Annotated in this window: 23 protein-coding genes; 14 read left to right on the plus strand and 9 right to left on the minus strand. The window is 63.1% G+C overall.

What is annotated here, in order from left to right:
* Positions 1–132: 132 nt before the first annotated feature.
* Positions 133–1,527 carry a sigma 54-interacting transcriptional regulator gene (locus ACAX43_RS04570; protein ID WP_370707236.1) on the minus strand — a complete coding sequence of 465 codons (1,395 nt, stop codon included), beginning with the start codon at positions 1,525–1,527 and terminating at the stop codon, positions 133–135.
* A gap of 536 nt (positions 1,528–2,063) precedes the next feature.
* Between ACAX43_RS04570 and ACAX43_RS04575 the strand changes: the two genes are divergently transcribed.
* The 9 genes from ACAX43_RS04575 (at position 2,064) to ACAX43_RS04615 (ending at position 10,521) form a co-directional block, all read left to right on the plus strand.
* Positions 2,064–2,549 carry a hypothetical protein gene (locus ACAX43_RS04575; RefSeq protein WP_370707237.1) on the plus strand — a complete coding sequence of 162 codons (486 nt, stop codon included), beginning with the start codon at positions 2,064–2,066 and terminating at the stop codon, positions 2,547–2,549.
* 82 nt (positions 2,550–2,631) lie between these two features.
* Positions 2,632–3,159, plus strand: a complete 528-nt coding sequence (locus ACAX43_RS04580) for a hypothetical protein (protein WP_370707238.1) — start codon at positions 2,632–2,634, stop codon at positions 3,157–3,159.
* Complete coding sequence (locus ACAX43_RS04585; protein ID WP_370707239.1) at positions 3,156–3,782, plus strand: hypothetical protein; 627 nt, start codon at positions 3,156–3,158, stop codon at positions 3,780–3,782. The genes ACAX43_RS04580 and ACAX43_RS04585 overlap by 4 nt, the downstream gene beginning before the upstream one ends.
* A 25-nt stretch (positions 3,783–3,807) precedes the next feature.
* The gene (locus ACAX43_RS04590) at positions 3,808–5,199 is read left to right on the plus strand and encodes a hypothetical protein (RefSeq protein WP_370707240.1); all 1,392 of its coding nucleotides are present in this window, start codon (positions 3,808–3,810) and stop codon (positions 5,197–5,199) included.
* A 96-nt stretch (positions 5,200–5,295) separates the two neighbouring features.
* Positions 5,296–6,009 (plus strand): C39 family peptidase, encoded by a 714-nt coding sequence (locus ACAX43_RS04595; protein WP_370707241.1) that lies wholly within the window; start codon positions 5,296–5,298, stop codon positions 6,007–6,009.
* A gap of 7 nt (positions 6,010–6,016) precedes the next feature.
* Positions 6,017–6,829: a peptidase C39 gene (locus ACAX43_RS04600; protein WP_370707242.1), complete on the plus strand. Its 813-nt coding sequence runs from the start codon at positions 6,017–6,019 to the stop codon at positions 6,827–6,829.
* A 106-nt stretch (positions 6,830–6,935) separates the two neighbouring features.
* A complete protein-coding gene (locus ACAX43_RS04605; RefSeq protein WP_370707243.1) occupies positions 6,936–8,372 on the plus strand; it encodes a hypothetical protein in 1,437 nt (478 codons plus the stop codon).
* A gap of 81 nt (positions 8,373–8,453) precedes the next feature.
* The gene (locus ACAX43_RS04610) at positions 8,454–9,938 is read left to right on the plus strand and encodes a sigma 54-interacting transcriptional regulator (protein WP_370707244.1); all 1,485 of its coding nucleotides are present in this window, start codon (positions 8,454–8,456) and stop codon (positions 9,936–9,938) included.
* An 82-nt stretch (positions 9,939–10,020) separates the two neighbouring features.
* The gene (locus ACAX43_RS04615) at positions 10,021–10,521 is read left to right on the plus strand and encodes a dihydrofolate reductase (RefSeq protein ID WP_370707245.1); all 501 of its coding nucleotides are present in this window, start codon (positions 10,021–10,023) and stop codon (positions 10,519–10,521) included.
* Positions 10,522–10,691: 170 nt separating this feature from the next.
* On the opposite strand, the gene pmbA is transcribed toward ACAX43_RS04615, so the two are convergent.
* Entirely contained in the window at positions 10,692–12,062 is a 1,371-nt protein-coding gene (pmbA, locus tag ACAX43_RS04620) for a metalloprotease PmbA (RefSeq protein ID WP_370707246.1), read from the minus strand.
* 256 nt (positions 12,063–12,318) lie between these two features.
* Between pmbA and yjgA the strand changes: the two genes are divergently transcribed.
* Both yjgA and mog read left to right on the plus strand, forming a co-directional pair.
* Positions 12,319–12,930, plus strand: a complete 612-nt coding sequence (gene yjgA / locus ACAX43_RS04625; protein ID WP_370707247.1) for a ribosome biogenesis factor YjgA — start codon at positions 12,319–12,321, stop codon at positions 12,928–12,930.
* Positions 12,911–13,555: a molybdopterin adenylyltransferase gene (gene mog / locus ACAX43_RS04630; RefSeq protein WP_370707248.1), complete on the plus strand. Its 645-nt coding sequence runs from the start codon at positions 12,911–12,913 to the stop codon at positions 13,553–13,555. The genes yjgA and mog overlap by 20 nt, the downstream gene beginning before the upstream one ends.
* A gap of 10 nt (positions 13,556–13,565) precedes the next feature.
* Here the strand turns inward: mog and orn are convergent, their stop codons facing one another.
* The gene (orn, locus tag ACAX43_RS04635; protein ID WP_370707249.1) at positions 13,566–14,183 is read right to left on the minus strand and encodes an oligoribonuclease; all 618 of its coding nucleotides are present in this window, start codon (positions 14,181–14,183) and stop codon (positions 13,566–13,568) included.
* Between the two features lie 169 nt (positions 14,184–14,352).
* On the opposite strand from orn, the gene ACAX43_RS04640 reads away from it, so the two are divergent.
* From ACAX43_RS04640 to ACAX43_RS04650, 3 genes are read left to right on the plus strand one after another with little or no spacing between them, the layout of a single operon-like run.
* Positions 14,353–15,612 (plus strand): M48 family metallopeptidase, encoded by a 1,260-nt coding sequence (locus ACAX43_RS04640; RefSeq protein WP_370707250.1) that lies wholly within the window; start codon positions 14,353–14,355, stop codon positions 15,610–15,612.
* A complete protein-coding gene (gene rsgA / locus ACAX43_RS04645; RefSeq protein WP_370707251.1) occupies positions 15,609–16,550 on the plus strand; it encodes a ribosome small subunit-dependent GTPase A in 942 nt (313 codons plus the stop codon). Before ACAX43_RS04640 ends, rsgA begins: the two co-directional genes overlap by 4 nt.
* 29 nt (positions 16,551–16,579) lie before the next feature.
* Positions 16,580–16,900 (plus strand): DUF2007 domain-containing protein, encoded by a 321-nt coding sequence (locus ACAX43_RS04650; RefSeq protein ID WP_370707252.1) that lies wholly within the window; start codon positions 16,580–16,582, stop codon positions 16,898–16,900.
* A 122-nt stretch (positions 16,901–17,022) separates the two neighbouring features.
* On the opposite strand, the gene ACAX43_RS04655 is transcribed toward ACAX43_RS04650, so the two are convergent.
* The 6 genes from ACAX43_RS04655 to rpsP all read right to left on the minus strand — a co-directional run bounded on the left by ACAX43_RS04655 (position 17,023) and on the right by rpsP (position 21,320).
* Positions 17,023–17,961 (minus strand): CobD/CbiB family protein, encoded by a 939-nt coding sequence (locus tag ACAX43_RS04655; protein WP_370707253.1) that lies wholly within the window; start codon positions 17,959–17,961, stop codon positions 17,023–17,025.
* Positions 17,962–18,076: 115 nt separating this feature from the next.
* Positions 18,077–18,793: a CoA pyrophosphatase gene (locus ACAX43_RS04660; protein ID WP_370707254.1), complete on the minus strand. Its 717-nt coding sequence runs from the start codon at positions 18,791–18,793 to the stop codon at positions 18,077–18,079.
* Between the two features lie 93 nt (positions 18,794–18,886).
* Positions 18,887–19,276 (minus strand): 50S ribosomal protein L19, encoded by a 390-nt coding sequence (gene rplS, locus ACAX43_RS04665; protein ID WP_370707255.1) that lies wholly within the window; start codon positions 19,274–19,276, stop codon positions 18,887–18,889.
* 133 nt (positions 19,277–19,409) lie between these two features.
* A complete protein-coding gene (gene trmD, locus ACAX43_RS04670) occupies positions 19,410–20,177 on the minus strand; it encodes a tRNA (guanosine(37)-N1)-methyltransferase TrmD (RefSeq protein ID WP_370707256.1) in 768 nt (255 codons plus the stop codon).
* Between the two features lie 24 nt (positions 20,178–20,201).
* Positions 20,202–20,936 carry a ribosome maturation factor RimM gene (gene rimM / locus ACAX43_RS04675; protein WP_370707257.1) on the minus strand — a complete coding sequence of 245 codons (735 nt, stop codon included), beginning with the start codon at positions 20,934–20,936 and terminating at the stop codon, positions 20,202–20,204.
* A 129-nt stretch (positions 20,937–21,065) separates the two neighbouring features.
* Entirely contained in the window at positions 21,066–21,320 is a 255-nt protein-coding gene (gene rpsP, locus ACAX43_RS04680; protein WP_006050280.1) for a 30S ribosomal protein S16, read from the minus strand.
* Positions 21,321–21,400 lie beyond the last annotated feature (80 nt).

The following is a 21,400-nucleotide window of genomic DNA, read 5'->3' on the forward strand; positions in this document are numbered from 1 at the left end:
CTTCGACGAGGCGCGCGCCTGGGTAGGCGCACACGCCACGGAGATTGAGCGGAAAACCCGATTTTAACAAGCGCAGCCAGGCGGCGCCCGGTCGCGGCCTGCAGCGGCGAAAATATCGAAGAGAACCACCCCTTAGAGATGCGGCACCGAAGCCGGCAACTCGCCGTGCGGCACGGCCAGCGGTTCGCCTTCCATATGGCGCATGCCGTGCGAGCACAGCAAACGGTACAACGTCACGCGCGAGATGCCGAGTTCCTGCGCAGCATCGCCGAGACGCCCGCGATGACGCAGGAGCGCGAGCTCGATCGCCTGGCGTTCAGCCGCTTCGCGCGCCTGTGCGAGCGACACGGGCACGATCTCCACATATTCGGCCAGCTCGAGATCACGCGCCGTGATCGCGCGCCCTTCCGACATGACGATGGCGCGCCGCACGCGATTGATCAACTCGCGCACGTTGCCCGGCCAGCCGTAGTTATGCAGCGCCGCGATGGCATCGGGCGCGAAGCCGCGCAACCGGCGGCTTGCATCTTTCTTGAACCGTTCCAGCATGTGCCGCGCCAGCAATTCGATATCCTTCCCACGCGCACGCAGCGGTGGTTCGTCGATTTGCAGCACGCACAGGCGGTGATACAGGTCGGAACGGAACCGCCCTTCGATCATCGCGGCCGTCATGTCCACATGAGTTGCCGAGATGATGCGCACGTCGACGTCGATGGAACCGTGGCCGCCTAGCCTCTCCACCTTGCGTTCCTGCAGGAAGCGCAGCAGGCTCGCCTGGCTTTCGAGCGGCAGGTCGCCGATTTCGTCGAGAAACAGCGTGCCGCCGTTGGCCGCTTCCACGCGCCCGATCTTGCGCTGATTGGCGCCGGTGAACGCACCGCGCTCATAGCCGAAGAGTTCGGATTGCAGCAGATGCGGCGGAATCGCGCCGCAGTTGATCGGCACGAACGGCGCATTGCGGCGCGCCGAGCGTTCGTGGATCGCGACCGCGGTCAACTCCTTGCCGGTGCCCGATTCACCGGAAATGAAAACCGGCGCGTCGGTCATCGCCACTTTGCGGATCGAGCGGAACAGCGCGAGCATCGCGTCGCACGAACCGACCATTTCGCCTTCGGCGCCTTGCGATCCATCGTTCGATGCCGGCTCGCCGAGCGAGATCATGCCGTAGGCGTGACCGACCGAATCGACGATCCGGTCGCCCGAGTACGGCACCGTTACATAGTCGAAACAGTAGTCGCGCACGAGCCGGCGCAAGGCGGCGTCCTGCAATTGCCCCGGTGTGGTGGCGGCGACCCAGCCCACGTTCGGCATGGTGAGGCAGGACTCGAAGGCGGCGATCTCGTGTGGCTGAAAATCGCTAGACAGATCGAGCAAGCCGCCCGCCGCCATTCCGGCGCGAACAGCACGGCGCACGTCGCGCGCCGACCCCACGACTTCGACATGCCAGCCGCGCTGATGAAAGCGCGTATTCAACTCGGCGCTCGGATCGCGTGAAACGTAAATCAGTTGCCGCGTTGCGGGTTCCATTATTCAGATCCTCTCGTCAACGAACGTTAAGGATGACGCACGCACCTGAACCAAGGTTCAGACACGCTGACTCGTTCGGGATTCGCAAAATAGCAAAAACCGAACGGCCATTCCATTCCGTGCGGACAGCTGATCCCCAAGAAAGCGGCGTGTGTGTTTGAGACGGCCCGTTAGCGGGCTTTTTTAAATCTGAAGCTGTTTTCGAGAGCTTACTATACGCGCGCCACTTGGAAAACAATTATGCGAATTTAATCGGAGACCCCTTACCCAGCAAGGCCCGGCGACCCGTGAATTGTTATTCAACCTATGAATAAAACGCGTGTGGAAGCGCTTTTCCTGGCGTTCAGCCGACGGTAGTTCATACCGCTTCGATTCACGAATCGCAGGTATTTTCTCCCTATCGTTTCAGCGCTGAAACGTTTTTGTCCGATTTCCCAGCTGTTACTCCGAGGTATGCGGGGCACATCCAGATGCACCAATGGATTGCGACTCATGGCACACGTTTCGCTAAATGCTGTGCACCAAGGAGACACATCATGCGATTCGTTTTCCGCATCGACCTGAGCAGCATCGCACCTTGCGCGGCACTGTGCGCCGCAGTGGCTCTGATCGCGCTGCCTGCCGGCGTCGATGCACAGGAATCCGCCCTGACTCGATCCGCCACGCTGGCCGAAACCGCCGCTGCCGGATCCGCCACCCTCGCGAGCCCGGCGCCCGCAGTGGCGGCCGCGCCGGACCCGACGGCCACCGAAATCCCCCAGCTTGCCGACGACGTGCCGAGCATTCCCGCCGCGGCGGCATCCGTGAACGATATTTCGCTCGACGACCAGGTGCTGTCGCGGCAGCGCGGCGGTGCGGTCGGCATGGTGATGGTGGCCGCGACGCCGCAGTTGATGCGCGGCAATGGCGGAGGCAGCAACGTGACGCTATGGGACGAGATCGCTCCGCCCCCGCCGTTGCCGATTCCGGTCGACGCCGCGCGCGCTGCACAGAGCAACGTCGCCAGTTACCAAAGAAAGTAGCCGGACCAGATTAGCGGTGCAAATCGGCGGCTGTGGTGTGCCCAACACACCCCACGCTCACAAGACGAAAGCAAGGACCGACATGACTACTCCCATCCGGACGCCGCGCGCACCCACGCCGCCGGCGGCGTCGCCCACCCTGTTGCCTGCCACTTTGGCAACCGTCGTCGCGCTGCTCACCGCGTGTTTCACCGTCGATGCGCTCGCGCAACAGGCCGTCAATCCAGGCGACGTCATTGTCGAGCGTACGGTCACCCCGCGCGACGCCTTCGTGCCGGTCCCGAGGAATCAGGACCCGGTCGCGGTGCGCGCCACCACCTTCCCCGCCAATACGTTCAATCCGGCGCTCGCCCAGCTCGTCGGCGATACCGATCTGACGAATGCGCACGGGTCGAGTGGCGTTGCCGAAGCCGGAGGACTCGGTGGCACCGGCATGCAGGCAGTCACGCAAATCCTGAGCGGCAAGGCAACCGGCAACACCGTCGCACTGAACGCCGGCGGCATCGGCATGCCGGGTCCGGGTATCGGCGGGACCATCACGTCCTCGGTGACGGGCGCGCTGGCCCCCCTGTCGAACGCGCTAAGCGGCTCGCTTGGAGGTCTGAAATGAGCGCGCTCAAATCCCGCTCGCTGCGTGCGGCGCTGTGCGTCTGCATGGGTGGCGCCGTCTTCGTGTCGGGCCACGCCCAAGCGCAATCGGTGCCGCAGATCGGCGCTGACTCGACGATCGGCAATGGCGCCGGCGCAGGGGTCACCGGCGCGTTCACGGTCAATGAAACGGCCGGCATCAACAACGCGCAGCTCAATCAGGTCACGGTTTCAAACGGCGGCGTGGTCGGCAACGACAACGCCAGTGTGCAGAGCGCGTCGGTGGCCGCGAAGGTCACGAATGCGCGGGCCTCGATCGAAGCCAATGCTTTTTCGCATACATCCGGTGCGATGTTGGTGAACCAGTCCGCCGGAGCAGGAAATCTGCAGCGCAACAGCACCCAGCTGGGTACTGCCGCGCTCGGAGTCGAGACCGTCTCGGATGGGGAGCTATCCGCGACGGCCCCGAAAAACGGAGGTCCGGGTCAATCCATCGGGGTTCATAGCGTACGCGAGGCAAACATATCCAGCGATGCCTTCAGGAACGTCAGCGGGATCGTGCAGATCAACCAGACAGCCGGCGCCGGTAATGCCACGGCAAACAGTTTTGTGCTCCGTCCCCCGGCGGGCACTTTTTTTAACTGACCACACTTAAGTATCGGAGCGAATCATGAAGCGCACTCTCATTGCTGCAGCCGTCCTCGTCGCCGCATCCAGCAGCGCGTTTGCCGCACCGCAAAAGGCCTACCTGTTCAATGCCACGCTGGTCGGTGAAGCGGTCGGCGTCGAGGGTCTGGTAGGCCTGTTTGGTTGCGTGCACGTGTCCAGCACGGCGGGCGCGGTCATCAACAACAACCAGTCGGTCATCGTGAATGCGACGCTCAATCCGCAGGCGCAGAGCTATACCACGGGTAAGGTGACGACGACCGTCAACAACAATTCGTCGTCCATCAAGGGCGGCGGCGCGGTCTTTGCCGTGGAGACGCAAAGCCGCTCCTCCATGTCCTCTTCCTCGCAAGGCTATCAAGCCTCGGCCGGCTATGCGTACGGCAATCAAAGCAGCGCGGTGGCGGGCGGCGGCTATGAAACCAGCCGGCAGGCATCGGCAATCGAAGGCGGCTTCAGCCACACCAGCCAGAATTCCGGCGCCCATATCGCAGCAGGCGGCTCGATCGGCGGCGGCTACAACTATCAGGTCCACAACGGGCCGCACGCCGGCAGCGGTTCGTTCCATGCAGGCGGCGGATTCCAGGCCGGCTATAACGAATCGAGCTACGCCAACAAATCAGGCGTAGCCGGCGGCTTCGAAGCATCGGAAGCATCCGGGCAAGGCAAGGTGTGGGGCTACAAGGCCAATGAAGGCTCGGGCTTCGTCGCGGTCGGCGAACAATCGTCCGGCTACTCGAATAGCAAGTCGTCCTCCACCGAGGCTTATGGCGCAGCCTGGGGAATCGACGCGAGCCTGGCCACCACGGACGTGACGACCCGGGGTTCGGTGACGCAGCACATCAACACCCAGGCGGCGGGCACGCTGACCGCGACCACGGGCGCCAATGCGGCTAACGGCGTGTCGGGCAACCTCGGCATCAACATCGCCGAAGGCATCAGCAACGCGCAAAGCAACGACGTGGCGCTCGCTTCGGTCGACATCGGCAACGTGTTCGGCAACGCGCAGATCTTCAACGCGCAATCGTCGGGCGGCACCGCCAGGATCAACAACTTCAATCTGAATGCGTCGATCGGAGACGGCTCGCTGTCGGGTGTGACGGGCAATGTCGGGGTGAACGTGGCCTCGGGCATCGGCAACGTGCAGAACAACAGCCTCGCGGGCGCAGTCACGACAGCCACGCCGGGCAACGCGTTGACGACAGCCATGGTCGCCACGGATGGCAACTCGCAGACCGCCGGCATGACGGTCACGGGTCAATTCCAGGGCACCGCGATGCTGGGTGCAGGCTCGCTCGCCAACGCATCCGGCAACATCGGCGTGAATATCGCCGGCGGCGCGGGCAACCTGCAACACAACGGCCTTGCAATCGCTGCGCTGAACAGCGGCCACTAAGCCGTCAGCAGGCGCAAGAAGCCTGAAAGAAGCAATCGGGAGGAACGCGCCGGCGGCCATTGAAGCGGCCGGCGCGTGCATAAGCGGGAGACCAGCATGTCCGGGTTCAAGGGGTTCCGGGCGCTACAGTTCGCCGTAGCGCTGGCAAGTTGCACGCTGTGCGTGGGCCATGTCGACGCACAGGCGACCATCGACACGTCCACGCTGGCGGGCGTTCCGTTGACCAAGACGGTTCGTTCGATGAAGGACATCCGTTACAGCCACATCGTCAACCAGCAGTTCGACTACAGCTGCGGTGCGGCGGCCCTCGCTACCCTCCTCAAGTACGGCTATGGCATCGACATTCCGGAGACCGAACTGATCCGCCGGATGATGGTTTTCTCGACGCCCGAGATCGTTGTCAAAAATGGCTTCTCGATGCTCGACATGAAGAAGTTCGTCGAGACCATCGGGTTGCGCGGCCGCGGCTTCCGGGTCAACGCCGACGCGCTCCAACACTTACAGATCCCCGTGATGGTTCTCATGAACATCGACGGGTACGAGCATTTCGTGATCGTCAAGCATGCACAGGAAGGCCGCGTCTTCATTGCGGATCCGGCGCTCGGCAATCGCATCGTGCTCGAAGGGGACTTCGCCAGGACCTGGAACGGCCTTGTGTTCGCGGTTCTCGGCAAACCCTTCAGGGAGGATTCACCGCTGTTGCAGGACAACGAGTCGCTCGCGCTCAAGCTTCGCGCCAGCGCGCTGGCCAATGGCACTGCGGCGACTCCCTTTGTCGAGTATGGCTTGATCAAGGCAGACCTGTTCTGACCCAACCATGAAGCGCCATCTTTCACCGTTAGGCCTCGCAATCTGCATCATGATGTGCGGCCTGACCAGCAGCGCCTATGCGTCACAAGGCGCCGGCTCGCCACCATTGCCTGAATTTCCTGCTTCACATGACATCGAGTCGGCCGCCATCAAGGTGCAGATGGTGGACGACGACGTCCTCGCCAATCAGACCGGCAAATATGCCGGCGCCACGATGATTTCCGGCTTCGTGCTGAATGTCATTTCGCAATGGCACTTGCCCAATGGCGTGAGCGCCACAGCCCAAGGGACGCTCGCTGCCGTGCAGAACACGGCCGGACAAGTGACCAGTACCGTCAACACGCTTGCGAGCGTGACCGGCGGCGGCCCCGGCAATTCCGCGGCCAACTCGGGGGCCAACCCCAACGCGCGGGCAAACGGCGGACAGAGCATCTCGGTCAACGGCGTTTCGCAAGTCACGCAGGTGGCCGGCGATCGCAACGTCGGCGCGAACTCCGCACTCATTGATTTCAACAATAACGCCGTGACGCTGACGGGCACCGCCAATGCACCGTCGGCAGCGGCCAGCAATTCGACCGGGTCCATCAAAGCCGGCATTTCGTTCGGCAGCAACGGCATCAGCGTCGCGTTGCAGACTCCGGCCGGGCTCGCCACCCAGACCATCACGCCAGGCAACGGGCAAATCGCCCAGTTGCTGCAGATTGCAGGCAATAACCAGCAAGTCGCCAACGCGTTGCAGTTGCATTTGCAGACGCAGCAAATGTCGGCCGCGATGATCCGTCAGCTCGGCGTACTACAAGCTCTGCAAAACAGGAGATGACCACGCGGGCCGCCACCCGCCGACCGCAGCACAGGCAGTACTGATACACGGCAGCGCGCCGCCAGGAGGCAGGGGGCACGCCGCCGGAACACCGGGGGAACAAAAAATGACCAATTTTTCATCGATAAAAGTGCCGCGCATGGCACTGGCGGCCATTCCGGCCGCCGTCATGCTATTCGCACTTTCGCCGGGGGCGAGCGCGCAGGCGCTCGCTGGACAATCGGTAGAAGATCGTCTCAACACGTTGATGCGCGTGGTCGACGAGCAGCAGCGGCAGATTCACTCACTCGAGCGCCAGGTTACCAATCTGGAAATGGCGCAACGCGGCCGCGGCGTGCCGGGTTATGGGGCGCCGGCAGGCAGCGAAGCCGTGGCCGAACAACCCGGCGCCGACGGCCTGCCAATGCCGCTGCCGCTGCTCGCTCAGGTCAATCCGGGTGCTCCCGCACCGGGCGGCAACACAGGCACGGCGACCGGCGTGCCGGTCAATCCGCCGCCGCCCGAAGGCAACGGCGCGGGCGGCTTGCCGGCCGCCACCGACGGCAGCGGTGCGATCGGCACGACCCAGAAAGCCAGCGAACCGGTGCGCACCCAGGCCGAGGAAGCGGTCGTGCAGCGCGAACATGCGCCGCTCTTCGATCACAAGCTGACGATGGACTGGGGCATCAGCGATACCTACTACGATCGTCGTCAGTTGCAGTTGTCGGGCTTCCTCGCGCTCGACGCGATTTTCCTCGGCAACATCAACCTGGGTGAGACCAAGTCGCACCAGGTGATGGCCGATCTCGATACGCGCTACGGTCTGACCGACCGCATGAGCATCGATGTCGACGTACCGTACATCTACCGGCATAGCAACTTCATCGTCGGCGGTGCGGGCGGCGCGGCGAGCACGCTCTCGGACGCGTCGGTGAACGGCAGCGCCATCGGCGACGTCAACTTCGGGATCTACTACCAGTTCCTGAAAGAAACCAACAGCCTGCCGGACGTGGTCGGCAGCCTGCGTATCAAGGCGCCCACCGGCACGTCGCCGTTCGGTGACAAGCTGGTGCAGGTGGACGCCAACAACACCAACCTGGTGGCGCCAAGCAAGCTGCCCACCGGTACCGGCTTCTGGAACATCACGGCCGGCGTCTCGCTGTTGAAAACCTACGACCCGGTGGTGCTGTTCGGCAGTCTTTCGTACACCTACAACCTCGCGCGCTCGTTCGCGGATATCTCGTCGGTGCAAGGGCAGACCCAGCCGGCGACGGTCAAGCTCGGCGACATCCTGCAGTTCGGCGGCGGCGTGGCGCTGGCCTTTTCCGACAAGGACTCGGCCAGCATCTCCTACACGATGGCGCTGGAACCCGAATCGAAGACGCGGGCGCCTGGCGGCACATACGAAAAGGTACCCGGCAGCGAAACCACGGCGGCGGCATTGAATTTCGGCTTGAACCACGTCGTGAACAAGCATCTGACCATCAACGGTTCGGTTTCCGTCGGCTTGACACCCGACGCGCCGAACTTCGTGGTCGGCGTGCGGTTTCCTTATACATTCTGACGTGTCAACGATAAGAGGTCGAACGTGCGTGAATCACCTCATCTGACCAGTGTTACTCCGGTGGCGGGAGCAGGCTCACACATGACGCTTGCGCTGCCGAAGGCGATACCTGCGGGCCGCCCCGTCGAAGCCGTAACGAGCCGGCCTGCGGTAGCGGCGATCGACACGCGTGCCGCACGCGCAGGCGGTTCCCCGGCGGCGCGTGCGCAAGCCGAACGCATGCTGCTGTATGTGGCACGCACGCCGGACGAACCCCTCATCGCGCATCTGAAGAGCCGCGGCTGGAACGTCGCGGTGGCCCGCTCGGCGCATGAACTCGGCAGGCTCGTGAAACCCGACGTGGCCTGCGCCGGCATCGTCGATCTGACAAGCTTTCCGCCGCGCGATCTGGACGGGCTCGAAACGGGTTTGCGCCAGCAACAGGTCGGCTGGATCGCGCTCGCCACCAACGAACGGCTCAGCGATCCGCAGGTGCGGCGCCTCGTGCGCCACTACTGCTTCGACTATGTGAAGATGCCGGTGGCGAACGCGACGGTCGACTATCTGGTCGGCCACGCATTCGGCATGGTGACGCTTTGCGAGCCGGAACTCGCCCCGCCTGTCAGCGAGGCCGGCGACGAGGAAATGGTCGGCACCTGCGAGGCGATGCAGCAACTCTTTCGCACCATCCGCAAGGTGGCGAATACCGACGTGAGCGTGTTCATTTCCGGCGAATCGGGCACCGGCAAGGAGCTCACCGCACTCGCGATCCACGAACGCTCGCCGCGCCGCAAGGCGCCGTTCATTGCGATCAATTGCGGCGCGATACCCCATCATTTGTTGCAGTCCGAACTATTCGGCTATGAGCGCGGCGCCTTCACGGGCGCGAATCAGCGCAAGATCGGCCGGGTCGAAGCCGCCGACGGCGGCACCCTGCTGCTCGACGAAATCGGCGATCTGCCGCTCGAAAGCCAGGCGAGCCTGTTGCGCTTTCTGCAGGAAGGCAAGATCGAGCGCCTGGGCGGCCGCGAATCGATTCCGGTCGACGTGCGCATCATTTCGGCCACTCACGTCGACCTCGAAAGCGCGATGCGCGAGGGGCAGTTCCGTGCCGACCTGTTTCACCGCCTGTGCGTGCTGCGAGTGGATGAACCGCCCTTGCGCGCGCGCGGCAAAGACATCGAAATTCTCGCGAATCACATTCTGCACAAGTTCAAGACCGACAGCGCGCGCAAAATCCGCGGTTTCGCTCCATCGGCGATCGAGGCGCTCTACAACTACAACTGGCCCGGCAATGTGCGCGAACTGATCAACCGGGTGCGCCGCGCGATCGTGATGGCGGAGAACAAGCTGATTTCCGCCGACGACCTCGACCTCGCACACTTCACCGCGCAACAAACCATGAGCCTCGCGCAAGCGCGCGACGCCGCCGAAAAGCGCGCGATCGAAGCGGCGCTGCTGCGCCATCGTCACCGGCTTAACGAGGCGGCGATGGATCTGAATATTTCGCGCGTCACGCTATACCGGCTGATGAGTCAGCACGGGCTGAGGGAATTGAGCGCCGCCGACGATCCCCCGCAGGGATGACCCGGCCGAAGCCCCTGACGCGCGGTGGCCCCCACGTGCGCGTCAGGTAGAATCACTCCGGTTACATTCCCCTTTCCATTCGATGACGACGCTCACTCTGATCGTCGCTCGCGCCAATAACGGCGTGATCGGCCGCGACAACCAGTTGCCCTGGCGACTTCCCGAAGACCTTGCGTTCTTCAAGCGCACCACGATGGGCGCGCCCATCATCATGGGCCGCAAGACGCATGAATCGATCGGCCGGCCGTTGCCGGGACGCCGCAACATTGTCGTGACACGGGATGCCGCACGGCGCTTTCAGGGCTGCGATGCCGCCACCACCCTCGAGGAGGCGCTGCAGCTGGCCGCTCAGGACCAGGCGCCGGAAGCGTTTCTGATCGGCGGCGCGCAACTCTACGCGGAAGGTTTGCGTCAGGCGGACAAGCTGATCATCACGGAGATTTCCGTCGACTTCGAAGGCGACGCGACGTTCCCGGAACTCGATGAGAACGAGTGGGAAGAAGTCGCGCATGAAACGCATCGTGCGGATGCGCCGAACGATTTCGACTATGCGTTCGTGACTTACAAGCGCAAGGGCACTTGAAGTGCTGTGCTGAGCCGGGCGCATCAGGCTCCTGGCATTCAGCACTGACCGCCGGCTACCACGCACCCACGTATAAAAAACGCCACGCAATTGCCTGCGTGGCGTTTCTTGTTTGTGGCCTGCTTGCGCGGCCGGACCGCGGCGGTCCACGGCCGGTTTAAGCGAACCGCTTACTGCCCGGCGATCGTCATGCGTTCGATCAGCACCGAGCCCGTTTCCTTGGTGCCGCGCGTGATCGTATCCGCACCGATCGCGACGATGTGGCGGAACATCTCCTGCAGCGTGCTCGCCACCGTGATTTCCTCGACCGGATACTGGATCTTGCCGTTCTCGACCCAGAAGCCCGACGCACCGCGCGAATAATCGCCCGTCACGTAGTTCACGCCCTGCCCCATCAGTTCGGTCAACAACAGGCCCGTACCGAGCTTCCTCAGCATTGCTTCGAAGTCGTCTTCCGGACGCGTGTTCGAGCTCCGCAGCGACAGATTGTGCGAGCCGCCGGCATTGCCGGTGGTCTGCATGCCGAGCTTGCGCGCCGAGTAGGTGGACAGGAAGTAGCCTTCCACCACGCCGTCTTTCACCACCGAACGCTGTTTGGTGCGCACCCCTTCTTCGTCGAACGGTGCGCTGCCCATCGCCCGCGCGACGTGCGGATCTTCGACCACCTGCACGTGCGGCGCGAACACCGGCTTGCCGAGGCTGTCGACGAGGAACGAGGTCTTGCGATACAGCGCGCCGCCGCTCGTGGCCTGCACGAATGCGCCGAGAATACCGGCGGCGAGCGGTGCTTCGAACAGCACCGGCACCTTGCGGGTATCCAGACCCCGCGCGCCGATGCGCGCCAGCGCGCGTTGCGCGGCGTAGCGGCCCACCGCTTCCGGATCGGCCAGCTCATCCGCGCTGCGAGTCGATGTGTACCAGTCGTCGCGCTGCATGTTGCGCGCGCTGCCGGCAATCGGTGCGCAGGCGATGTAGTGGCGCGAATACGGATAGCCGGCGAGGAAACCGCGCGAGGTGGCCAGCACGAATTGCGAGTGCTGTGCCGACACGCTCGCGCCTTCCGAGTTCTTGATCTGCGGGTCGGTGGCGAACGCGGCGTCTTCCGAGCGGCGGGCGATTTCCACCGCTTCGTCCGCGGACAGGTTCCACGGGTGATACAGATCGAGGTCGCGCGGCGCGGTTTCGAGCAACTCGGCTTCGGCGAGACCCGCGCAGTCGTCTTCGGCGGTGAAGCGGGCGATGTTGTAGGCCGCCGCGACCGTGTCCTTCAAAGCCTGCGACGAAAAGTCCGAGGTGCTCGCGTTACCGCGCTTGTTGCCGATGAACACCGTCACGCCGACCATCTTGTCGCGGTTGTGTTCGATCGTCTCGACTTCGCCGCGCCGCACGGAGACGGACAGGCCGTCGCCTTCGGAAATCTCGGTTGCCGCGTCGGTGCCGCCGAGCGACTTCGCGTGACGAAGGATGTCCGAGGCGATTTCCTTCAGCTCATCCTGGGTATGCGGAAAAAAGCGCTGCTTGACGTCCATGTCTGCTGCCATTGTCGTTGCCGTCCTGTTCGGGGCCGAGCGGCCCTGTATGTTCGCCCATGCCACGCACGGGCGTGTGCATTGGCGTCGTTAAGCATCCCGCGATCATAGCAAGGTCCGCGAAGCTGTACCTGGCATTCGATGAGCCTTCCTTTGCCTCGGCCTGGCTCGGGCTTCGTCCCAGCCGGCCGGGTTTGCAAAGCGCGCGCGGGGCCTTGTGCGCAGCAGCACGGCAGGCCCGGGAGGCGCGGCACGATACAATATAGGTATGACACGCAAAACCCGCATTCAACCCATCGAATCCGCCGAGCCGGAAGTCGACGAAAACGGCTACGACCGTCCCAGCAAGTCCCAGCTCAAGCGCGACATGCACGAGCTGCAGGAGCTGGGCTCGGCGCTGATCGCGCTGCCCAAAGACGCGCTCAAGCGTATGCCGATGCCCGAAAAGCTCGACGACGCCGTGCGCGAGGCGCGCCGCATCACCGATCACGAAGGCAAGCGCCGCCAGGTGCAGTATGTGGGCCGCGTGATGCGCTCGCTGCTGGACGAGGAAACCGCCGCGCTGCGCACCGCGCTCGACACCTACAACGGCGTCAACAAGGCGGAAACGGCCAAGCTGCACTGGATCGAGCGCACCCGCGAGAAACTGCTCGCCGACGACGCCGCGCTGACCGAATTCATCCGCCAGCACCCGAACGCCGACCCGCAGCAGGGCCGCACGCTGATCCGCAACGCCCGCAAGGAAGCGCAGCAAAGCAAGCCGCCGCGCTACTTCCGCGAGCTGTTCAAGTGGATCAAGAACGCCGACGGCCCGTCGGCGGAGACCGATTCCGACGCCGAAGACGCCCTGGAAGACGACGATGACGACCGAGACGCATAAGGTGACGCGTAAGCATCCCGACGAAATCGTGATCGGCCTCGTGTCGATCAGCGACCGCGCGTCAACCGGCGTGTACGAGGACAAGGGCATTCCGGCCTTGCAGGAATGGCTCGGCGCGGCTTTGACCTCGCCGCTGCAGGTCGTCACCCGCCTCATTCAGGACGACGCGCCCACTATTTCCGCCACATTGATCGAACTGGTGGACGACATAGGCTGCGATCTGGTGCTGACGACCGGGGGCACAGGTCCTTCGCGCCGCGACGTGACCCCCGAAGCAACCTTGGCCGTGGCCACGAAGGAAATGCCGGGTTTCGGCGAACAGATGCGCCAGATCAGCCTGAATTTCGTGCCGACGGCGATTCTGTCGCGCCAGGTGGCGGTGATCCGCGAAACCGCGGCACACGCGGCGCTCATCATCAACTTGCCGGGTCAGCCGAAGTCGATCAAGGAAACGCTGGAAGGTTTGCGCGACGCCGATGCGGGCGGCGCGGTGAAGGTGCCGGGCATTTTCGCCGCAGTACCCTACTGCATCGACCTGATCGGCGGCCCGTATGTGGAAACCAACGCCGACGTGGTGAAGGCGTTCCGGCCGAAGAACGCGCAGCGCGCGCCTCGGCAGGGATAAAGCCGGCGAGTTATTCCGCGGCCGTCGATTCCGGGGCCGACGCGGCCGACGGAATCAGGAAGTGCTCGCGGTAGTACTTCAGCTCGTCGATCGATTCATGGATGTCGGCCAGCGCCGTGTGCATCGCACGCTTCTGGAAGCCCTTGTAGATGGCCGGCTGCCAGCGGCGGCACAATTCCTTCAGCGTGCTGACGTCGAGATTGCGGTAATGGAAAAAACGCTCGAGGTCCGGCATCCAGCGGGCCATGAAGCGGCGGTCCTGGCAGATCGAATTGCCGCACATCGGCGATTTGCCCGGCGGCACATAAGCGCCAAGAAAGTCGCGAATCTGTTCGGTGGCGTCGGCTTCGCTCACGGTCGACGCCTTCACGCGGTCGATCAGGCCCGAGCGGCCATGCGTGTTCTGGTTCCACTGATCCATTTTGGCGAGCGTCTCGTCGCTCTGATGAATCGCCAGCACCGGGCCTTCGACGAGCCTGTCGAGCGTCGAATTCGTCACCACCACCGCGATTTCGATGATGCGGTCGGTGTCCGGCTCGAGCCCGGTCATTTCCATGTCCAGCCAGACGAGATTCATGTCGCTGCGCACGAGCGGCGGCTGTTCGGTGGATGCGAGGATGTCAGTCATGAAGGCAACCCTGATGGCCGGGCAGACGGCTTCGCTGGAAGCCGGCTTGCCACGGCGATTGTTCGTTTGAGATTGGTTTGAGCCGGTTTGGGCCGGTTTGGACTTATCGCCCCCGCCCCAAGGCGGGAAGAAACATATAATTCTCGCATAGATACCACGGAATCCCCGGATGCCTACCCTGTACTTCACCGTTCTGTTCGTCGTCGCCGTCGTGGCGATGGTCGGCACCAAACTGTGGCTCGCGTCGCGGCAAATCCGCTTCGTCGCCGGCCATCGCGAGCAGGTGCCGAGCCAGTTTGCCGGCACCATCGCACTGACCGCGCACCAGCGCGCAGCTGACTACACCGTCGAACGCACGCGCCTCACGATGATCGAAATCGTTGTCAGCGCCGCGGTGCTGATCGGTCTGACATTGCTCGGCGGCGTCCAGGCGCTCGATCTGGCGACCTCCGATTGGCTCGGCCGCGGCTACGTCGGCCAGATCGCGCTGGTCGCGGCGGTGATCGCGATCACCGGCGTGATCGACCTGCCGTTCGAGTACTACCGGCAATTCGTGGTCGAACAACGCTTCGGCTTCAACCGGATGAGCAAGGGCATTTTCTTCCTCGATCGTCTCAAGGGCGTGCTGCTCGGCGCGGCGTTCGGCCTGCCGCTACTGTTCGTCGTGCTGTGGCTGATGAACCAGGCCGGCAGCCTGTGGTGGCTATGGACGTGGGTGGTGTGGGTGGCGTTCCAGATGCTCGTGCTGGTGCTGTATCCGTCGTTTATCGCGCCGCTCTTCAACAAGTTCGAACCGCTCAAGGACGAAGCGCTGAAAAGCCGCATCGAAGCACTGATGCAGCGCTGCGGTTTCGCCGCCAATGGCCTGTTCGTGATGGACGGCAGCCGCCGTTCGGCGCACGGCAACGCCTATTTCACCGGCTTCGGCGCGGCCAAGCGGATCGTGTTCTTCGACACGCTGCTCGCACGCCTGTCGGGTAAGGAAATCGAAGCGGTGCTCGCGCACGAACTCGGTCATTTCAAGCGCCGTCACGTGATCAAGCGGCTGATCGTCACGTTCGCGATCAGCCTCGTGATGCTCGCCCTGCTCGGCTGGCTGACGCAATGCGTGTGGTTCTACGAAGGGCTGGGCGTGCGGCCGTCCTTGATCGGCGGCAATAGCGGCCTCGCGCTGGTGCTGTTCTTCCTCGCGTTGCCGGTATTCCTGTTCTTCGTAACGCCGCTCGGCAGCCTCAGCTCGCGCAAGCACGAGTTTGAAGCCGACGCCTTCGCTGCGACGCAAACCGATGCGCAAGACCTCGTCAACGCGCTCGTCAAGCTGTACGAGGACAACGCGTCGACGCTGACGCCCGATCCGCTCTACACCGCGTTCTATTACTCGCATCCGCCGGCGTCGCAGCGGATCGACCGTCTGCTGCGGCACGCATGAGCGCCCGCTCCCCGAAAGCGCCGCGTGCGCCGTCCAGCACGCGCGTAGGCGGCCTCGTGATCGCCGCTCATGGGCGCCACTACCTGGTCGCGCCGGAAGACGGCAGCCCGATGCTCCAGTGCTTCCCGCGCGGCAAGCGCAGCGAAGTGGCAGTCGGCGATCGCGTGATCTACGAGCCGACTTCGGCGGATCAGGGCGTGATCGTCGAGATCGGCGAACGCCGCAATCTGCTGTATCGCTCGGATCAGTACAAGTCGAAGCTCTTCGCAGCGAACCTCGATCAATTGCTGATCGTGCTCGCGACCGAACCCCATTTCAGTGAAGACCTGCTTGGGCGCGCGCTGGTTGCCGCTGAGGCGCACGGGTTGAAACCATTGATCGTACTCAACAAGATCGACGTGACCGGCGAGCTGGAGGGCGCGCGCAGGCGGTTGGAATCTTATCGCGCGCTTGGCTACACCGTGGTCGAAGTGTCGATCAAGATGCAACCAGAGGCCGCGCGTGTCGCGTTGATCGAACATCTGCAAGGGCATTCGACGCTACTGCTCGGCCAGTCGGGCATGGGCAAATCGACGTTGGTGAATCTGCTGATTCCGAATGCCGAAGTCGCCACGCGCGAAATCTCGACGGCGTTGAACAGCGGGCGGCATACCACGACCTTCACGCGGCTCTACCCGTTGGTCGGTGGCGACGGCGGTGCGCTGATCGACTCCCCGGGTTTCCAGGAGTTCGGCCTGCATCACCTGACCGAAGGCAGGCTCGAACGTGCGTTTCCGGAGTTTCGCCCGCTGCTGCCGAACTGCCGCTTCTACAACTGCCATCACTTGCAGGAGCCGGGTTGCGCGATTCTCGAAGCAGTCACTGATGGCCGCATCCGGCGCGAACGGCATGCACTGTATGCGCAACTCGTGCACGAAGCCGGCCAGATTGTGCGCTAACGCGCGTTGCCGTCAACCTTGGACTCACCATGAAATTGATGCGCGCGCCGAACCTGATCATCGGACAGCATTGGGTCAATGTGCTGGAGATGGCGGGCATCGCTTGCGAGTTGCACAACCGGTATCTCAACGGTGCGCTCGGCGATATTCCGGCGGATCAATGCGCACCTGAGCTGTGGCTAGTCGATGAACGCGACGAAGCGATGGCTCGCCGCCTGATCGATGCGGCTTTGCATGGACCCGCGGCAGGCTCGCCTTCGTGGCAATGCCGGCAGTGCGGCGAAACGCTCGAAGCGCAGTTCACTGTGTGCTGGCAGTGTGGGACCGCGCGTAACCCGCTGGATGGGTGAAGCGGTTCGGCAGACGCAATTCGGGGCGAAGCCGCTGGGCGCCAAGCCATCGTGGCGTAGGCAATAAAAAAGCCGGACATGTGTATCTGTCCGGCTTTCTTATGCACTGCGTTAGCGTGGCCTCAAGCCAGCCACACCGCAATCGTCAGCATCAGCAATAAAATCATCCACAGCACCACCGCGCGCCACACGAGGCCCACAGCCGATTGCAGCGTGCGCGGCGTGCAGTCGTCGCCGACCTGCATCGGGCCGCCGTCGCCGGTAGCCAGTGCGTCGAGGCTCGACTGCTCGGCGAGCGGCCCGCTCAACCGTGCGCCCAGCGCCCCACTGCCCGCGGCCAGCAACACGCCGTCATTGGCATCCGGCCACTGGCGGGCATGGTTGCGCCATGCATAAATCGCGTCTTCGAAATTTCCGACAATCGCGAAGCCCAGCGAGGTCAAGCGCGCCGGCACCCAGTCGATCACGAAGAAAGCCCGCTGTGCGAAGCTCGAAAACGCAGCAGTGCGATCGTCGACCGGGCGTGCCCACGTGCGCGCCAGATACTCGGCAATCCGATACAACACCGCGCCCGCCGGCCCAACCGGAATCAGGAACCAGAAGAACACACCGAAGACATGCCGATGCGAGGCCACCACCGCGTGAATCAGCGTATGACGCACGATTTCGCTGACGGGCATGTCGACGGTGTCGAGGCCGGTCCATTCATTCAGGATTTCGCGCGCGCGCGGCACATCGTCGTTGTTCAACGCGAGGTGGATGTCGGTGAAGTAGTGGCTGAACTGCCGGAAGCCAAGCGTGAAGTACAGCACCGCGACGTTCCACAGGAACGCCAGCGCAAAGTGAATGTGATAGAGCACGTAGTAGACGAGCGCCACGGCCAGCGTCCACGGCACCACGACCACGAGCCATGCGAGCAGGCCATGCCTGGGCTTGCCGGCGTCGAATCCGTGCGCTGCCGACTCCGCATGGTATTGAAGCAACGCGGACACCGGATTGTTCAGCGAGAGCGCGCGTACCTGTTCAATGATCAGAGCCAGCAATACGGAGAAAAAAGTCATGCGGTGCGCCGTGCTTTTCGAGTTTTTACGGTTGTTTTATAACGATAGCACAGGGTCGGATGCGACTGAGCGCAGACGTTGACAAACACCCGACAACTGCACAACCCGATGCGGCTCACGCTGCGAGGAAGCGATAGAAGTTGCGCAGCATCGCAGCCGTCGCGCCCCAAATGAAATAGTGACCGCCCACCTGCCTCTCGCGATCTTCGGCTTCCGCGGACGCGGCCCGCGGATAGGGCATGGCGAAGAAGCGGCGCTCGCCGCCTTCGTAACGAAACACACGCTCTTCGTGATGCGCGGGGTCCATCAGAAAAGCGAGCGGCACCTCGAATACTTCTGCTACTTCGAGTGCATCCACTTGCAACGTGAATGGCGGATGCACGAGACCGATCACGGGCGTCACGCGAAACCCGGTGCCCGTCAGATAGTCGGGCAACGCACCGAGAATTTCGACATGCGACGGATCGAGGCCGACCTCTTCCTGTGCCTCGCGCAATGCCGTGGCCGTCGCATCCTGGTCGAATGGTTCGTGACGGCCACCAGGAAAGCTCACCTGGCCAGCGTGGTCGTTCAGATGGTCGGCACGTTGAGTCAGCAACACGGTGAGGCCGTTGTCGCGCACCACCAGTGGCACCAGCACGGCGGCAACGCGCGGATCGACGTGCGTATCGCGCCAAGGCGTTTCGATAATCGGCTCAGGCGCCCATCTAAGGCGCTGCTCGAAACGCCCACGCAGACCATCGGGCGTCAGACGCCCTGCGGTCACAGGTGGCAGATCGGCGCCGGTCGCTTCGACGGGCAGAGTTTCGGGCTCAAAAACGGGGCGGATCAACGGGTCTCTCTGAACGAGCGGATAGGGGACATGCCGCTATTTTGACCTGGCAAACAAAAAAGCACCCGCGAGGGGTGCTTTTTCTTACAGCTTTTACGCTTGCGGAGCAGCGCGGTCTTTCTTCGCGACCAGCTTTTCCTTGATCCGAGCCGACTTGCCCGAACGGTCGCGCAGGTAGTACAGCTTGGCACGGCGCACATCGCCACGACGCTTCACGACGATGCTTGCCAGCAGCGGCGAGTACGTCTGGAACGTACGCTCGACGCCTTCGCCCGACGAAATCTTGCGGACGATGAACGACGAATTGAGACCACGGTTACGCTTGGCGATCACGACGCCTTCGTAAGCCTGAACACGCTTACGCGTACCTTCAACCACGTTCACGCTGACGATCACCGTATCGCCGGGGGCGAATTCGGGGATGGTCTTCTCGCCGAGGGCGCGGCCGATTTCTTCCTGCTCGAGTATTGCAATCAGATTCATCACTGACTCCTAAGTCCATCTTGTCGGCGTTCGTACCTGCCTTGCGGCTACGGCCCCGATAGAGGATGGGTTCACATCTGGCGCCGTACACGCATGTGCGGTGCCGCCTATGTCCGCTCGAAAGACCGAGGCTTTACGCCTTCGACTCTTCCTTCGCGAGACTCGTAAGCCATGCCTCGTCGGCACGGCTCAACATCTTGTTCTTTCTGGCCTTCACGATCAGATCGGGCCGTTTGTTCAACGTATTGCGCAAGGCTTCACGCCGGCGCCACGCTTCGATTTCCGCATGATGGCCGCCGAGCAGCACATCCGGCACACGCACGCCGTTGTATTCCTCCGGACGCGTGTAGTGCGGACAATCCAGCAGCACGTCGACGAAACTGTCCTGCACTGCCGATTGCGAGTCGTTGAGCACACCGGGCAACTGACGCACCACGGCATCCATCAACGCCATTGCCGGCAATTCGCCGCCTGACAGCACGAAGTCGCCGAGACTGACTTCTTCGTCGACGACACGGTCGAGCAAACGCTGATCGATCGCCTCGTAGCGCCCGCACAACAGGATCAGACCGGGCTCGGCCGCGAACTGCATGACACGATCGTGATTCAACGTAGCGCCTTGCGGCGACATCATCACGACGCGCGACGCGCCGATGCCCTGCTCCGCCTGCGCCGCTTTCGCCGCACCGATCGCGTCTTCCAGGGGCCTGGCCAGCATCACCATGCCGGGGCCGCCGCCGTACGGGCGATCGTCGATTGTGCGGTAATTGTCGGTAGTGAAATCGCGTGGATTCCACGTGCGCAACCCGTAGCGCTCCTGCTTCGCCGCACGGCTGGTGATACCCCAGTCGGTCAGCGCACGAAACATATCAGGAAAGAGCGTCACGACATCGAACTGCATCGCTCTCTCCATTCAGCGAGTTATTTAGTAATCGGCTTCCCAGTCGACGATGATCTGCTTCGCCGCCTGATCCACCGTTTTGACAAAGACGCCGACGAACGGGATCAAACGCTCGCCGGTGACCGGCTTACCGCTTTTGTCGGTATCCGGGTATTCGATGCGCAACACCGAGTGCGCACCGTTGTCGATCATGTCCGCGACCTTGCCGAGGCTGACTCCGGCAACGTTCACCACATCCAGGCCGAGCAGGTCGACCCAGTAGAATTCGTCGGCTTCGAGAGCCGGAAATTCGCTGCGGCTGATATAGATGCGAGAGCCGCGCAACGCCAGTGCCGCGTCGCGGTCAGCTACGCCGCCCAGATGCGCAACGACACTGTCACTATGCGTTTTTGCCTGCAATGACGGCGCCGACTTGCGCTCGTGGCCTTTCACCAGCCACCAGCGTTTGGCGCTTAGCAACGCGTCTCCGCCGTGACCGGCATCCGCATGAGCGGCCACCTTGACCCAGCCTTTGAGACCGTAAGCGTCGACGATTGCACCGACCTCGACCGCATCGGCCGGCCAGCTTTCCGCTGTTTCCGCACGCATTTCTGCTGCATTGGAACCGGCGCTTGCAACTTTGGCTTTCGCCTTGCCTTCGGTTCCCTCGACCGCTTTGCGGACGAATGCACCGAACGGCGCCTGACCAGACGTCTTCGCGCGCGGGGCGGCCGCTTTTGCCTTTACGCGACCTGAATTACCGGAATCACGCTCGGACATGAGAGAACCTCGAAGAGAACCTCGCCGCCAACTTTGACGTCTGCTTCAGCAAAACTCGCGCATCGGACTGCTCACGCGAGCTGCGCGAGCCGCCGGCCGAACCGACGACGATACGCACGCTAGCTACCATTAAGCAGCCGGCTGCGCCTTTTGCGCTTCCTTCACGAGACGCTCGACGGTCGGCGACAGTTGTGCGCCAACGCCTTGCCAGTACGTCAGGCGGTCTTGAGCGATACGCAGCGACTCACCCTTCGTAGCGACCGGGTTGTAGAAACCAACGCGTTCGATGAAGCGGCCGTCACGACGGTTACGCGAATCGGTTGCGACGATGTTGTAGAACGGGCGCTTCTTGGAGCCGCCACGAGCCAAGCGGATGATGACCATACTAGAATCCTTGAAAACCGGGGTTCGGAACGACTGAAACACGCGATTATAGCGGGAAACCGACACCATAACAAACACTT

Origin of the sequence: Paraburkholderia sp. IW21 (assembly GCF_041321145.1) — a bacterium.
GTDB lineage: Bacteria > Pseudomonadota > Gammaproteobacteria > Burkholderiales > Burkholderiaceae > Paraburkholderia.

What these genes read in the sequence shown, in the direction of transcription:
- rplS (WP_370707255.1), bottom strand. Translation starts at nt 19,276, where the DNA reads ATGAATCTGATTGCAATACTCGAGCAGGAAGAAATCGGCCGCGCCCTC.
- ACAX43_RS04595 (WP_370707241.1), top strand. Translation starts at nt 5,296, where the DNA reads ATGTCCGGGTTCAAGGGGTTCCGGGCGCTACAGTTCGCCGTAGCGCTG.
- ACAX43_RS04600 (WP_370707242.1), top strand. Translation starts at nt 6,017, where the DNA reads ATGAAGCGCCATCTTTCACCGTTAGGCCTCGCAATCTGCATCATGATG.
- ACAX43_RS04650 (WP_370707252.1), top strand. Translation starts at nt 16,580, where the DNA reads ATGAAATTGATGCGCGCGCCGAACCTGATCATCGGACAGCATTGGGTC.
- ACAX43_RS04610 (WP_370707244.1), top strand. Translation starts at nt 8,454, where the DNA reads ATGACGCTTGCGCTGCCGAAGGCGATACCTGCGGGCCGCCCCGTCGAA.
- pmbA (WP_370707246.1), bottom strand. Translation starts at nt 12,062, where the DNA reads ATGGCAGCAGACATGGACGTCAAGCAGCGCTTTTTTCCGCATACCCAG.
- ACAX43_RS04605 (WP_370707243.1), top strand. Translation starts at nt 6,936, where the DNA reads ATGACCAATTTTTCATCGATAAAAGTGCCGCGCATGGCACTGGCGGCC.
- ACAX43_RS04590 (WP_370707240.1), top strand. Translation starts at nt 3,808, where the DNA reads ATGAAGCGCACTCTCATTGCTGCAGCCGTCCTCGTCGCCGCATCCAGC.
- rsgA (WP_370707251.1), top strand. Translation starts at nt 15,609, where the DNA reads ATGAGCGCCCGCTCCCCGAAAGCGCCGCGTGCGCCGTCCAGCACGCGC.
- ACAX43_RS04580 (WP_370707238.1), top strand. Translation starts at nt 2,632, where the DNA reads ATGACTACTCCCATCCGGACGCCGCGCGCACCCACGCCGCCGGCGGCG.
- ACAX43_RS04575 (WP_370707237.1), top strand. Translation starts at nt 2,064, where the DNA reads ATGCGATTCGTTTTCCGCATCGACCTGAGCAGCATCGCACCTTGCGCG.
- trmD (WP_370707256.1), bottom strand. Translation starts at nt 20,177, where the DNA reads ATGCAGTTCGATGTCGTGACGCTCTTTCCTGATATGTTTCGTGCGCTG.
- orn (WP_370707249.1), bottom strand. Translation starts at nt 14,183, where the DNA reads ATGACTGACATCCTCGCATCCACCGAACAGCCGCCGCTCGTGCGCAGC.
- rimM (WP_370707257.1), bottom strand. Translation starts at nt 20,936, where the DNA reads ATGTCCGAGCGTGATTCCGGTAATTCAGGTCGCGTAAAGGCAAAAGCG.
- mog (WP_370707248.1), top strand. Translation starts at nt 12,911, where the DNA reads ATGACGACCGAGACGCATAAGGTGACGCGTAAGCATCCCGACGAAATC.
- ACAX43_RS04615 (WP_370707245.1), top strand. Translation starts at nt 10,021, where the DNA reads ATGACGACGCTCACTCTGATCGTCGCTCGCGCCAATAACGGCGTGATC.
- ACAX43_RS04570 (WP_370707236.1), bottom strand. Translation starts at nt 1,527, where the DNA reads ATGGAACCCGCAACGCGGCAACTGATTTACGTTTCACGCGATCCGAGC.
- ACAX43_RS04655 (WP_370707253.1), bottom strand. Translation starts at nt 17,961, where the DNA reads ATGACTTTTTTCTCCGTATTGCTGGCTCTGATCATTGAACAGGTACGC.
- rpsP (WP_006050280.1), bottom strand. Translation starts at nt 21,320, where the DNA reads ATGGTCATCATCCGCTTGGCTCGTGGCGGCTCCAAGAAGCGCCCGTTC.
- ACAX43_RS04640 (WP_370707250.1), top strand. Translation starts at nt 14,353, where the DNA reads ATGCCTACCCTGTACTTCACCGTTCTGTTCGTCGTCGCCGTCGTGGCG.
- ACAX43_RS04585 (WP_370707239.1), top strand. Translation starts at nt 3,156, where the DNA reads ATGAGCGCGCTCAAATCCCGCTCGCTGCGTGCGGCGCTGTGCGTCTGC.
- yjgA (WP_370707247.1), top strand. Translation starts at nt 12,319, where the DNA reads ATGACACGCAAAACCCGCATTCAACCCATCGAATCCGCCGAGCCGGAA.